The sequence below is a fragment of the Sphingomonas sp. NFX23 genome, assembly GCF_049887795.1.
In the GTDB taxonomy this organism is placed as follows: domain Bacteria; phylum Pseudomonadota; class Alphaproteobacteria; order Sphingomonadales; family Sphingomonadaceae; genus Sphingomonas.
Genome location: NZ_JAGEKH010000005.1, coordinates 147,724 through 160,640 on the forward strand (window position 1 = coordinate 147,724; position 12,917 = coordinate 160,640).

At 66.5% G+C, this 12,917-nt stretch carries 12 protein-coding genes and 2 pseudogenes; 1 reads left to right on the forward strand and 13 read right to left on the reverse strand.

The window, feature by feature from the left end:
• Positions 1–3: 3 nt before the first annotated feature.
• Positions 4–1,038, reverse strand: coding sequence for a dihydroorotase (gene pyrC / locus J4O76_RS14365; protein ID WP_426282541.1), 1,035 nt, complete (start codon positions 1,036–1,038; stop codon positions 4–6).
• Between the two features lie 133 nt (positions 1,039–1,171).
• Between pyrC and J4O76_RS14370 the strand changes: the two genes are divergently transcribed.
• Entirely contained in the window at positions 1,172–1,909 is a 738-nt protein-coding gene (locus J4O76_RS14370) for a YgfZ/GcvT domain-containing protein (RefSeq protein ID WP_426282542.1), read from the forward strand.
• A gap of 5 nt (positions 1,910–1,914) precedes the next feature.
• Here the strand turns inward: J4O76_RS14370 and J4O76_RS14375 are convergent, their stop codons facing one another.
• The 12 genes and pseudogenes from J4O76_RS14375 to queG form a co-directional block, all read right to left on the reverse strand.
• On the reverse strand, positions 1,915–2,733 hold the full coding sequence (locus tag J4O76_RS14375; protein ID WP_426282910.1) for a shikimate 5-dehydrogenase: 819 nt from the start codon (positions 2,731–2,733) through the stop codon (positions 1,915–1,917).
• Between the two features lie 594 nt (positions 2,734–3,327).
• Complete coding sequence (locus J4O76_RS14380) at positions 3,328–4,449, reverse strand: OmpA family protein (protein WP_426282543.1); 1,122 nt, start codon at positions 4,447–4,449, stop codon at positions 3,328–3,330.
• Positions 4,450–4,568: 119 nt separating this feature from the next.
• The gene (locus tag J4O76_RS14385) at positions 4,569–5,072 is read right to left on the reverse strand and encodes a DUF2793 domain-containing protein (protein WP_426282544.1); all 504 of its coding nucleotides are present in this window, start codon (positions 5,070–5,072) and stop codon (positions 4,569–4,571) included.
• Positions 5,073–5,094: 22 nt separating this feature from the next.
• Positions 5,095–7,257, reverse strand: coding sequence for a phage tail protein (locus tag J4O76_RS14390; protein ID WP_426282545.1), 2,163 nt, complete (start codon positions 7,255–7,257; stop codon positions 5,095–5,097).
• 1 nt (position 7,258) lies between these two features.
• On the reverse strand, positions 7,259–7,630 hold the full coding sequence (locus tag J4O76_RS14395; protein WP_426282546.1) for a peptidoglycan endopeptidase: 372 nt from the start codon (positions 7,628–7,630) through the stop codon (positions 7,259–7,261).
• On the reverse strand, positions 7,627–8,424 hold the full coding sequence (locus J4O76_RS14400; protein WP_426282547.1) for a DUF2163 domain-containing protein: 798 nt from the start codon (positions 8,422–8,424) through the stop codon (positions 7,627–7,629). Before J4O76_RS14400 ends, J4O76_RS14395 begins: the two co-directional genes overlap by 4 nt.
• Before the next feature lie 166 nt (positions 8,425–8,590).
• Positions 8,591–8,824: pseudogene (locus J4O76_RS14405) on the reverse strand (DUF2460 domain-containing protein); the annotation flags it as partial.
• 307 nt (positions 8,825–9,131) lie between these two features.
• On the reverse strand, positions 9,132–10,133 hold the full coding sequence (locus J4O76_RS14410; RefSeq protein WP_426282548.1) for a phage major capsid protein: 1,002 nt from the start codon (positions 10,131–10,133) through the stop codon (positions 9,132–9,134).
• 237 nt (positions 10,134–10,370) lie between these two features.
• Entirely contained in the window at positions 10,371–10,742 is a 372-nt protein-coding gene (locus J4O76_RS14415) for an HK97 family phage prohead protease (protein WP_426282911.1), read from the reverse strand.
• A gap of 59 nt (positions 10,743–10,801) precedes the next feature.
• Positions 10,802–11,107, reverse strand: coding sequence for a DUF6127 family protein (locus J4O76_RS14420; protein WP_183129183.1), 306 nt, complete (start codon positions 11,105–11,107; stop codon positions 10,802–10,804).
• Positions 11,107–11,277, reverse strand: a pseudogene (locus J4O76_RS14425) (phage portal protein); the annotation flags it as partial. The pseudogene J4O76_RS14425 and the gene J4O76_RS14420, both read right to left, overlap by 1 nt.
• Before the next feature lie 454 nt (positions 11,278–11,731).
• Positions 11,732–12,910 (reverse strand): tRNA epoxyqueuosine(34) reductase QueG, encoded by a 1,179-nt coding sequence (gene queG / locus J4O76_RS14430; protein ID WP_426282549.1) that lies wholly within the window; start codon positions 12,908–12,910, stop codon positions 11,732–11,734.
• Between the last annotated feature and the right edge of the window lie 7 nt (positions 12,911–12,917).

Here is a 12,917-nt window from a genome sequence, read left to right on the forward strand (position 1 = left end):
ATTTTACCCCTCGAACCGCCACCCAACATTGGTCCCCGCGAGAAACGGCACCACCGCCGTATCCCCCGCGCCGACCGAAGCCGGCACCTCGACGTCGCCGCGCACCAACGTCACCGTCCCCTCGTTCAGCGGCAATCCGTAGAACCGCGCGCCATGCTCCGACGCAAACCCCTCGAACTTGTCGAGCGCGCCCTCCTCGTCGAACACGCGCAGATACGCTTCCAGCGCGAACGGTGCGTTGAAGATTCCCGCGCACCCACACCCGGATTCCTTTGCCCCGACGACATGCGGCGCGCTGTCCGTGCCCAGGAAGAACCGCGGCGACCCCGACACCGCCGCGCGCCGCACCGCCTGCCGATGCGTCTCGCGCTTCAACACGGGCAGGCAATAGGCGTGCGGACGAAGCCCACCGTCGAACAGCGCGTTGCGGTTGATCAGCAGATGCTGCGGCGTGATCGTCGCCGCGATTGGGTGATCCACCTCGGCCACGAACGCAGCCGCCTCGGCCGTCGTGATATGCTCCAACACGATCTTCAGCCCCGGATAGTCGCGCACCAGCGGCGTCAGCACGCGCTCGACGAACACCGCCTCGCGGTCGAAGATGTCGATCGACTTGTCGGTCACCTCGCCGTGGATCAGCAGCGGCATGCCAATCCGCTGCAACGTCTCCAGCACCCCGGTCAGCGCGCGAATGTCGGTAACACCGTGCGCGGAGTTGGTCGTGGCGTGCGCGGGGTACAGCTTGCACGCGGTGAACACGCCCTCGACGTAGCCACGTTCGAGCTCGGCCGGATCGGTGCCGTCGGTGAGGTAGCACGTCATCAGCGGCGTGAACGCAGCATCGCCAACCGCCGCCATGATCCGACCCCGATACGCCTTAGCGGCCTCAATCGAGGTCACCGGCGGGGTCAGGTTCGGCATGATGATGGCCCGCGCAAACTGCCGTGCGGTATGCTCCGCGACCGCCTCCAGCATCGCGCCATCGCGCAGGTGGACGTGCCAGTCATCGGGGCGGCGGATCGTGAGGCGGTCGGTCATGCCGCCTTCCTATCGGCGGACGTGCCCCGACGCCAGACGGACGGACGCGGGTTTTCGTCGCATGGGCGGATGCGGCCTTCGGTCGGGATCATCCCTTGGTTGGAAATCGCCCCGCACGCACTAGGTGGTATGGATGAACACTGATCCCCCCAGAACGATGCTTGCCGACCGCAGCGTGATCCGCGTCGCCGGCGAAGACGTGCGCGGCTTCCTGCAGGGACTGGTCACCGCCGACACCAGTTTGCTGACGCCGGACGCGCCCGCCTGGGCGGCGTTACTGTCGCCGCAAGGCAAGGTGTTGTTCGACTTCATCCTGTGGGCCGATGGCACCGACGTGCTGATCGACGTCGAGGCCGCGCAAGCCGACGCGTTGACCAAGCGCCTCTCGCTCTACCGCCTGCGCCGCGCGATCACATTCGCGCTCGACGATCTCGCAGTCCATTGGGCACGGGATGGCGACCGCGGCGTTCCCGATCCTCGACTTGCGGACCTGGGTCGTCGCTGGCTTGGGCCACCTGCCGAGCCGGCAACAGACTGGCCCGCGCACCGCCTGTCGCTCGGCGTGACCGAAGGCGTCGGCGAACTCGGCGCGGGCGAGACGCTATGGCTCGAATGCAACGCGCGCGAACTGAACGGCGTCAGTTTCACCAAGGGGTGTTACGTCGGCCAAGAAAACACCGCCCGGATGCACCACCGCTCGAAGGTCAATCGCCGGCTGATCGTCGCGCCGTTCACCGAACCGAGCGGACGGACACGCGTAACCTATCCCGAACTCGGTCTGATGGTGGAGCATCGCCGCGTCGAGGCACTTGGCGACGCGATCGTTCCGCCCTGGCTGGCCACTGCGCTAACGGAAACGTCGACCGGCTGACTCGCTCACGGACGCGCGCGAGCCCAGTCCGCAGCGTCCGTTACCTGAGCCGGTGACGGCGTCACGCCCGTATACAGCACGAACTGCTGCAACGCCTGGAGCGTGGCCACCTCCGCCCCGGTGATGCAACGCTTGCCAGCATCGGCCGCAGCTTTCAGAAACGGCGTCGCGACCGGATATTGCACCACGTCGAACGCCACGGTGCAGGCCGCGATCATCGGCTGCGGAAAGGCCAGTACGTCGGCATCCGGCCCGGTCATCCCGCGCGGTGTGGCATTGACGAGCAACGCTGCCTCACCCTCCGGTTCCGCCGCCCAGGCAAAACCATAGCGATCCGCGATCGCGCGCCCAGTCGCCTCGTTTCGAGCGACGACGGTGCCATCGCGAAAACCACTGTCGCCTAGCGCCGCCGCGACCGCCTTCGCCATTCCGCCGGATCCTTGCACCACGAACGGCATCGCCCGATCGAGAGCCGCAACCAGATCGACGACCGCGCCGTAATCGGTGTTGTGCCCGGTCAGCACGCCGTCGTCGTTGACGATCGTGTTCACGCTGTCGATCGCGCTTGCCGACTGCGCCAACCCGTCGAGCATCGGGATCACCGCTTCCTTGAACGGCATCGAGATCGCGCACCCGCGAATGTCGAGCGCCCTGATCCCGCCGATCGCCGCTTCCAGGTCCGTGGTCGAGAAAGACTTGTAGACGAAATCCAGCCCGGCCAGATCGTAGAGCCGGTTATGGAACCGCGACCCGAAATTCCCCGGCCGCGCCGACAACGACATGCACAGCCGCGTGTCCCGTCCGATCAGCGGTTTCATCTGCATCTCCTCGTTCACTCAGCCCCAGTATAGCGTCGATACGCCAGGGTGAAGGCGCGAGCGTCGCAACGACGCTCCCACACGGTATCCAGCCAGAAGATATGTTCACGCGAAGGCGCAAAGGCGCGAAGCTGTCGGCTCCGGGCGAGACGCTGCGCCCTGACGGCTCAGGCGCGAAAGCACTGAAAAGATTCAAGAGGCAGGGTAACCCCACCCCCCGCAAAACCCTCTTCGCGCCTTTGCGCCTTCGCGTAAACATATCGACGTTCCGCTCAGGCACTGCCGTATCGAACAGAAGGTTTGTTCGCGCGGAGACGCGTAGGCGCGGAGATGGATCGCACCGGGGAAGCGCACCCGCGCAAGCGGCCTAGGATCATCGGCTTCGCCAAAAGCAGGATTGGCTGAAGGTACGACCGCATGCTCCAGCACTTACTCTCCGCGCCTCCGCGCCTCCGCGCGAACAAAATCAACACTCGCCCAATCCAAGAACTTTCGCGATCGACCCCTGCGCGCGAAGCACAAAAGAAAAGGGAGGCCGGCTTGCGCCGACCTCCCCAAACTTCATTCCGTAACCGACCCAAGAGCCAGTTGGCGAAAGTCTTACTGGCCCGAACCCGGACCGTAGGTGACTTCCACGCGACGGTTCTGCACTTCGCGAACGCCATCGGCGGTCTCGACGCGCGGACGGCTCTCGCCGAATGCTTCCGTCGAGATGACGCTGTCCGGGATGGCATGCGAAGACAGGTATGCCTTCACGCCATCTGCGCGGCGCTGCGACAGACCGACGTTGTAAGATGCCGAACCCGACTTATCGGCGTGACCTGCCAGCATGACCTGTGCGTTGCCGCACGACTGGTACTGCGTGACGGCGTTGTCGAGGATCGACGCTGCTTCAGGCGTGATGTCCGACTTGTCCCATTCGAAGAACACGATGAACGGACCAGGCGAGCAGACGACTTCGACCGGCGCAGGCGGCGGAGGAGGAGCGACTGGCTCAGGCGGCGGCGGCGGCGGCGGCGGCGGGGGAGCAGCAGGCTCGCCGAAGTTGTACGTCACACCACCAAGGATGCTGTGCGAACGATAGCGACCGTCGAACACGCGGTTCGAAACGTCGACCAGCTTGACGTTCTCGGCGTTGAAGAAACGATACTTCAGCGTCGCGTCGATGTGGTCGGTCAGCGGTGCGCGGATACCGGCCAGGCCCTGATACGCGAACACGGTGTCCGAGTCGTTCAGGAAGTCGCCGTTGTTGTTGAGAGCGTACTGCGCCTTGACGCGAGCAACACCAACACCACCGCCGACGAAGCCCTGGATGCCATCGTCCGGACCGAAGTCCAGAAGGCCGTTCAGCATGAAGCTGAGCGCCGACGACGAACCACCAGCGTAGTCGTAGTTGTTTGCACCCGCGTTGCCACGAACGCCGGTTGCACCGAACACAGGCGTGGTCGTCGACGACGAGTAGCCGTCCACGGTTGCCTTACGGTAGCCGACTTCGGTTTCCAGACGGAAACCACCAAAGTCGTAACCCATGACCGCATCGACGTCATAACCATAGTCATGATCGACCGAACCGGCCTTATTCAGGTTGCCGATATCATAATCGATATCTTCAACGATCATCGCACCGCCTTCGACGCCAACGTACCACGACTTGTCGCGGGCGAGGGCGGGAGTGGCAAGTGCGGTGGAGGCGAGTGCCAGAACGACGGCAAGCTTCCGCATATAAATCCCCTTTCATGAGTGTCACACGGACATCGCAAACTCCCTATCCTCGGGCTTGTTTCCACGCAAGCTGACAAAAGTTAGAAGTGTTGCTGGAACGACACAGTTTTCAGGGTGTTCTAGACGGAAATCAATCCGTGCCCCCGCAATGCTGCCAATATGGCACCAATCGTCGCTCTCGACTGCACGTCGACGACGGTGCCACCCGCCGGGTCGGGAACCGCCGGACGACGCGGACCCACCACGTCGACTCCGCCGATCGAGACCTTGGTTCCGGCCAGCACCCCCAGCGTCCACGCGCCCGCACCGAACCGGGCCGACTGTCCATCGGCAATGCTCCACACCGCCATGCCCTCGCGCGGCACCAGGAAACGCCACCCGCTTGCCGTCCACCCGGCGATCGCTCGCGCCTGCCCCGCCCAGCCACCGGTGGGCGCGGTCCCGACGATCCACGCGCTGCCGGTGGTCGGTGTGGCGGGCGGCACATTGGTTCCCACCGCCGTCACGCTCGCCTGCACCGCGAGATCCAATAATGTCAGCGCCTCGTTATGCGTCGCTTCCTTTTGCGCCTGGCCAGGCTGCAACAATGGCAATGCCAGACGCGCTGTGCGGTCGTCGCTCATAATTCGTTCCCCCGTTGGTGAATCACGCCGGTACGATCAGTTCCGGTACGATCAGGTTGGCCGCGAGCGACTCCCCGAACACGCCACGCTGCCGGACTGCGATACTCACGGAACCGACACGTTCCGCCGCCGTGATCGAGACAAAGGGTTCCGCCACATCGGCACCGCGCGAGGTTCCGCCGGCCGTCACGGTCACCCGGTACGCCTCGACCTCCTCGGCCAGCGGCGCATCGACCCCGTCGATCCAGCGCCACCCAGCCCGGCTGCGCCGCGTCCAGCGTACCGTGGCACTACCATCGGCTTCGCTCACAAACCGCAGATGCACCGGCGAAGGCGGCACCACCGAAGCCCCGCGCATCACGCACCGCGTCTCGAACGGCGCATCATCGCCGACGCCGGACGCGATCACACGAACCTCACGTCCCAGCACCGACACCGGCAAATCGAACGCCCGAGCCGCCCCCGCCTCGAGCAACACGAACCGATCCCCGACCATCTGCGCGCCAGCCGCCGCCTCAGTCCCCCGCCGCCCCCGCAGCAACCGGCTCAGCCGCCACCGCGCGCCACCCAGCGGTTCCGCCCGCCCGATCTGGACCAGCTCGTCCCCAAGGAGCGCCAGGTTCACGCCGCGATCAAGCGCCGCCGCATCCGCATCCCCGAGTTCCATGCCGGCATGCGCAAGGACCACCTCGAACGCCCCCCGCAAATCGACAAGTGTCGCCGGTGCACTGGATGCCACAACCGCAATCGTCCCAAGCACCCCAGGCGCAGCCGTCGCCCCGGCCGCCACCCAACTCACCCCATCATCAACGCTGTAAAGCAAGGCCGCCTGCCGCCACGCCGCCCCCGTACCGCCCGCAACCACCGTCATCCGCGGCGCGCTCAACGGAGACTCCTCGAGTCCGGAAACCTCGAAGGCCCGCACGATCGTAGCCCCGACGACTGCATCCACAGCTCCCGAAACCCGCCCGCTCGTCGCAGTCGTCGTTAGCGAAGCCGCCACCAGCAGCACCAGCCCCAGCGTCGTCACCATTGCCTCGATGTTCACATCGGCCACCCGCCAGACGCCGCCCTCGCCAGCAATCGTCACGCAAGCCCCCGGCGCAATCGCCATCGCCTCGAACCCGGCCGCAATCGTCCGCCGCACCCGCCCAGCCTCAGCCCGCGCGAGCATCGCCTCCGCCACAGTCTTCGCCGCGCCCGCCTCCAGCACCGCCGGCACCTCGACGCGGTCATCACGCACACCCGCCCCCGGCCGCTGCGCCCGCTGAACACCCGCCTGATAATCCCGCGCCGCATCATCATACCCGACGGTCACGGTCCGCGGCACAGTCTCGATCGCCGCCACAGCCCGAGCCCGCCGCACGCCCTTTCCCTCAACCGCAAACCCCTCGTCCGCCACGACCACGGTAGTCCCTGCGACATCGCGCATCACCAACCCGGCTCCGGAAGGCGCAAACCAGGCCCCGCCAGCCTGCCCCAACATCTCCAACACTGCCCGAACGCTCCCGCCCGATGCCGCGAACCCGCCAACCGCCAGCGCCGCCGTCCCCGAAACCTCCCCCGCCAGCGCCCTCGCGATCGTGGACACCAGCACCTGCCCCTCGTCCGCAATCACCTCGAACGTCAGCGAAGGGATCCGATTCCCGAAATCCGCCAGCTGCAACATCTCGAAAACAGCATAAGCCGCCCCCCGATACGCCGGCGTCGCCGCCCCCTCCGCGGACGCGATCAACGGATCCACAGCCTGATCCTCGCCCCCCAGATGCAACCGAAACCCGGTAGCCGTCTTGAAGTCCCCAGCCGCCCCCCGAAGCAGTTTCCCCTCGGCCCAGATCCGCCCAACGCCAAGTATAGCCCGAGCCGACAACAGCACCGCAAACGACGCCGCATAGGAGTAGGTGGACGTACTCGGCTGCCCCTTGCCCGACCGAGACGAAGCGCGACTCTCGATCAGATCGGTCGCCCAGATCACCGTCCCCGCCACGCGCATCGTCCCGAACAGCTTCGGGATTTGCGCCCCGTAAGACGAAGTCTGCACCGCCAGCTCGACCAGCCGCGGCCCTTCCCGCCGCTTCGGCCCGAACAGCGCATGATCCACGGACTGCCCGATCAACGCACCGATCGCGCCCCCGATCGGCCCGCCCACCGCGCTCCCCACGGCCGTCAATACCAAGGTCGCCATCTCACACCCCCATCCGCCACACACCGATCAAGGGCCAAGGCGGCATCCCCCGCCGCTCCACCACGCGCCGCAACCCCGCGTCCGCATGCACGAAGCCGCCTGCGGTCCTGATCCCCAGATGAATTTGCCCAGGCCCCGCCGCCATCAACAGCACGTCGCCTGCTGCGGCTTCGGCAACCCGCACCAGCATCCGATCGAGCAAACCCCAATCGCCACCCCGCAGCGCATACCCGCTCGGAACTTCGCCGAGATAACCCCCAGCCCGCAACGCCAGCGCGACCAACCCGACACAATCGAGCCCATCCGCCCCCCGCCCATGCAACCGAAAACGCGTTCCCACCGCCGCGACGGCGGCGTCCGCGATCCGGCTCAAGCCCCAGGATACCGCGTCAGCAGATCGATCCCCGGCAAAAACGGCTCCCCCCGAAAGTTCACCGCATTCCCAAACCGCCCCGCACAGGTAGCGAGACTCTTGTCACACCCTTCCACCACCTCGACGAGCGCACCGACTTCGACCACGAAAGCCGGCACCGCCCGCAAAGTCACCGTCACCCCGGCACCCCGAGCGACCGCGCTCTCCAACCCACAATTCGCGCGCCCGAACCAGCGCAACAGCCCACCCCCAAGACCCTCCGCGCTCGAGTCCAGCGTCACCACCGCCCCCTCACACGCAACAACCCGAGCAAACCGCCGCCGCCCCGCCATCGCCACCCGACACCGCCGATCGCCCAGCTCCGCCCGACACTCCGGCGAAGTCTCCTCCACCACCGCCCGATCCAGCGCCGCACTCGCCCCCCGCAACTCGGCGGTGAACCCCGCATCCCCCAGCTCGACCGCCCCAATCACGCCCTCACCCAGTTCCACCCGAGAATCCGGATCGGTCCAGTCCACCGCAAACAGCACCACCCGAGCCCCATCCCAGCGCCCCGCCAACAAATCCCGCTCGCCGATCGCGGCAGACGTCAAAGCCCCCGCCACATCCATTGTATCCGCCTCCAGCCCGTCACTCCGCTGGATCGCCGAAGGCGTCATCCCCGGCGCAGCGCGGTGCACCAGCCCATTCACCACCAGATCCCGGTCATGCGCGGTCAACCCCACCGCCACCCCATCCCGCCGCTCGATCCGCCAGCACAAGGCGATCGTAGCCAGCTCAGCATCCAGAAACATGAGCGTCTCCTCCAAAACCCCTCTCCCCTCCGGGGAGAGGGAGGGGCCCGCGTGCCCTTGCGCGTGGGAGGGAGAGGGGCGTGAGGCTAGGAACACCCGCCCCAACTCCCCTCACCCTTCCGTCGCCAAGAGGCTCCTCCCTCCCTCTCCCCTGAGGGGAGAGGGCCTAAGCCTCCCGCACCTCGACCAGAGGCACACTCGCCGCCACCCCAGCCAGGAACGTAGCCCGCGCCACACTCAACCGATCCTCGGCAAACCGAACCGGCACATCGAACGCGAACCCCGCCGTCACCACCGCCCCGAGAGCAGGCGCCACATCCAGGACCACCCACCCCCCAGCCTCCACGGAAAACGCCAAACTCCCAACGCCCCCCACAGCCACTGAAACACTCCCCGCAAGCCTCCCCCAGCAACAGCGCCGTCGACGCCAACCGCGCGAGCACGACGTCCTCCCCGCTCTCCACCCGCAACAAAGCCCTAGCCGCGACGACCACCTCAGCGATCACCCCGGCAGAAATCGCCGACCCCGTCATAACGATGTCTCCAAAACTTCCCTCGCCCCTCCGGGGAGAGGGAGGGGCCCGCGCGCCCTTTGCGCGTGGGAGGGAGAGGGGAGTGAGGCTCAGGACGTGAATCCCAACCACCCCTCACCCTCCCGTCGCAAGTGCTCCTCCTTCCCTCTCCCCGCAGGGGAGAGGGGGCACCACTCAAGCCACCGAGAACTTCAGCAACTTGATCGCCTCGGAGTTCGTCACGCACCCACCGACCCGCTTGGTCGCGTAGAAGTTCACGAACGGCTTGTTGGAATACGGATCACGCAGGATCCCCGTCTCGGTCCGCTCGGCAATAATATACCCAGCCCGGAAATTCCCGAACGCGATCGCCAGAGCATTCGCGGCGATATCCGGCATGTCCTCGGCCTCGACCACCGGATACCCGAGCAGCGTAGCCGGCACCCCAGCCGCTAGCGAAGGCGCCCAGACGAACGCCCCATCCGTCGTCTTGAACTTCCGGATCCGCGCCAGAGTCGCCGCATTCATGACAAAGCTAGCGCCCTGCCGATAAGGCCCCCGCAAAGACTGAACCAGATCGATCAACCGCTCCTGCGGGTTCGCCGAGAAGTCCCCCGCGGTCCCGCTAGCCAGATACTGCAAAGTCCCGAAAGCCCGAACCCCGTCCGCAGTCGCAGCAGTAGCCGAAGTCAAAAACCCCTTCGGCCGCGACACGCCCGACCCGGACACGAAAGCCGCCCCCTCGGCCTTAGCAAACTCCATCGCGATCTCACCCGCCAGCCACTCCTCCACATCGAAAGCAGCATCGTCGAGCATCGCCTGGCTAGCCGAAGGATTGGCATACAGCTCCCCCGTAGGCGGCGCGATCTCGACGAACACCGGCGAAGCCGTCTCCGGCCGCGCCGCATTCTCCGCCGCCCAACCAGACGGCGTACCGCCGGTCGTCACCAGCTTGCGATACCCGGCCGACCCAACCTTCACCACATTGGCAATCGACCGGATCGGCGACACCGCCTTCAGCAACGTATCGATCTGAGCATCGATCTCCCGCGGCACCGCAAACCCGCCGGCGTCGCCGGTCACCCCGGTAAACGCCTTCATCTCCAGCGTAGCGCCAGTCCGAACGAACCCCGCAAACGCCGCATTCTGCGCCAAGGGGGAAGCCCCCGCCAAAATCGGCCGGTCAACAACACTCATGTCCATCTCCTCGCGTGAAACGAAAAAAGGCGCCCCGCAGGACGCCCAGTGAAACTCTCTAAAAACCCTCGCCCCTCTGGGGAGAGGGAGGGGCCCGCACGCGCTTGCGTGTGGGAGGGTGAGGGGCGTGAGGCTCGGGACGCCCGCGCCAATCCCCGTTCTCCTGCGAACGCAGGAGCCCAGGGTCACACGCGTCTCACCCCTCGACCCTGGATTCCTGCGTCCGCAGGAAAACGATCACGCCACGATGTCCACCACCTCAACCCGAGCCAAAGCCTGCATAGGCACAGCCACCAGACTAACCTCCACCAGCTCGACCGAAAGCAACTCCCGCCGAACCCCCTGCCGCACCGAAGTCGCCCGATACCCAACCGACAACCCAGCCACCGCCCCAGCCCGCACCAACCGAGCCAGCTTCGGATCCTCCACCACCCCCTCGACGCGCAACCCCCGCGCATCCTCCGCAACCACGGACAAGGACCCAACCACCTCCCCACGATGCTGCCACAACAAAGGCACCACGCCTGCGCTCTGGAACGCCCCCCGCCGCACCACATCCCCAGCCCGATCGACAACATCGAACACCGCCGCATACCCCGCGAACGCCACCGCCCCGCCCCGTTCGTCCCGAGTAGCTGTCGAGCCTGTCGAGACGGCGTATCGAGGGATCACTTCAACCACGCGGCAAACCCCAGCTTAACCGCCAGCCCCGCCAGCATCAGCGCCATCGCCAGCCGAGCGATCCACCCCACCACCGCCTTCCACACCGACCGCTTCGCATCCCGCCAAGCCGCCAGCAGCTCCCGCAACTCCGCCACATCCTCCCGAGCCCGCTCGTCGCTCAAAGCAACCCGCGCCAAGGCACGCGCCGCCCCCAACTCCCCAGCCTCCTCCACGATCGCCCGTAGCGTCACCAAGTCGACACCGCGCTCAGCCCCCTGCCGCATCAACTGCGCCAAAACCGCCCCATCCATCAGACCACCTCCTGAATTTCCAGCAGAGCCCGCTTCTCCACATCACTGAGAAACGAAGCCGCAGAAACCATCCCCCAAAGCCGCTCGCGATCCTCCGCCAGCGCCGGCACCCGGTCGAGATCGACCGAAATCGCCGCCCCCTCGAACCACCCGGCCAACCCCTGCGCGATCGGTCATACCCGCGCGACAACGCCGCCTGCCATGCTGCGGCAAACGCAGGATCGTGCGAGCGGCGGTGATAGGCTCCGCCGAGCGACATCCCCACCACGACGACAGACGTCGTCACGTTGCCGGTCATCGCCAATTCCTCGAGAAACGTGGCTTGCCGCTCGAGTGTCCATTCCTTCGCCCGGGGTTTCCGGGCCACAAGAACCCGGTTCTTTCCACCCGTGATGACCATCCCGCCGACCTTCGCGTTCCCGGCCGCCTTGCTCTTGATCCCCATGCCGCGCCCCCGCTTGCCTGCACCGCACCGCCAAACGCAGAAAGCCGGCGACGACAAAGGCTCCCGCCCCGATCGTCCTGGCCTCCAGAGCCAGACCGTCCGGCCCGACTCGCTAGTTTTCGATGTTCCCGTTATGTGCCAGATGAGCGTGACGATGTCAAGGTAATTAACCCGTTTGGTTACTCGCCCACGGGTAGATCGACCAGAGGCACGACACGATCCACTGCAGCCGCCCCCCATTCACCAAGCACGCTCTGATCGCCCTCGTCCGCCAGCCGACGTCCGCGCTCGCCGCCCCAGCGCGCGCTATCCAGTCGTCGCAATGCCCATATCGCCGCACCCCGGACGACCGGCGAGTCGTCGCTCAACAGTCCGACGACGGCCTCGACGAGGCCAGGATCGCTACTGTTCCCCGCCGCCATCAAGGCATTGCGGATCATCTTGGCGCGGCCGATGCGCTTGATCGGCGAGCCCGCGAACACCGTGCGGAAGCTCGCATCGTCCAGCGCCAGGATGTCGGCAAGTTCGGGCGCGACCAGTTCCGCGCGGGGATGGAAGGCGAGGTTCGCGTTGGCGGCGGCGGCGAACTTGTTCCACGGGCAAACGGCGAGGCAATCGTCGCAGCCGTAGATGCGGTTGCCGATCGCGGCGCGGAACTCGTGCGGGATCGGGCCGGCATGCTCGATCGTCAGGTAGGAAATGCAGCGGCGGGCATCGAGCTGGTACGGCCGCGGGAACGCCGCAGTCGGGCATGCGGTCTGGCACGCGTCGCAACTGCCGCAGGTGTCGACACCGCCCTTGTCCGGCTCCAGATCGAGCGTCGTGTAGATCGCGCCGAGGAACAGCCAGCTGCCATGCTCGCGACTGACGAGATTGGTGTGCTTGCCCTGCCAGCCGAGCCCGGCGGCCTCTGCGAGCGGCTTTTCCATTACCGGCGCGGTGTCGACGAAGACTTTCAAATCGAACGGCGGCAAGTCGCGCCCCGCTTCCGCCGCCAGCCACCGCCCGAGCGCCTTCAACTGCCGCTTCACGACGTCGTGATAATCCGGTCCCTGCGCGTAGACCGAGATCCGCCCTACACCGCCCTCGTCCGCCAAGCGCAACGGATCGTCCTTCGGCGCATAGCTCATGCCGAGCGCGATCACGCTGCGGACTTCGGGCCACAGGCCGGCGGGGCTCTCGCGGTGGTGCTTGCGCTCCTCCATCCAGATCATGTCGCCGTGGCGGCCGTCCGCGAGCCACTGGTGCAGCCGTTCGCCCGCGCGCGGCGCCGCCCCCGCATGCGCGATCCCGCACGCGACGAAGCCGAGTTCCGCCGCTTTCGCCTTCAGCCTGTGTTCCAGCTTGTCTTGCGCCACGTCCGCC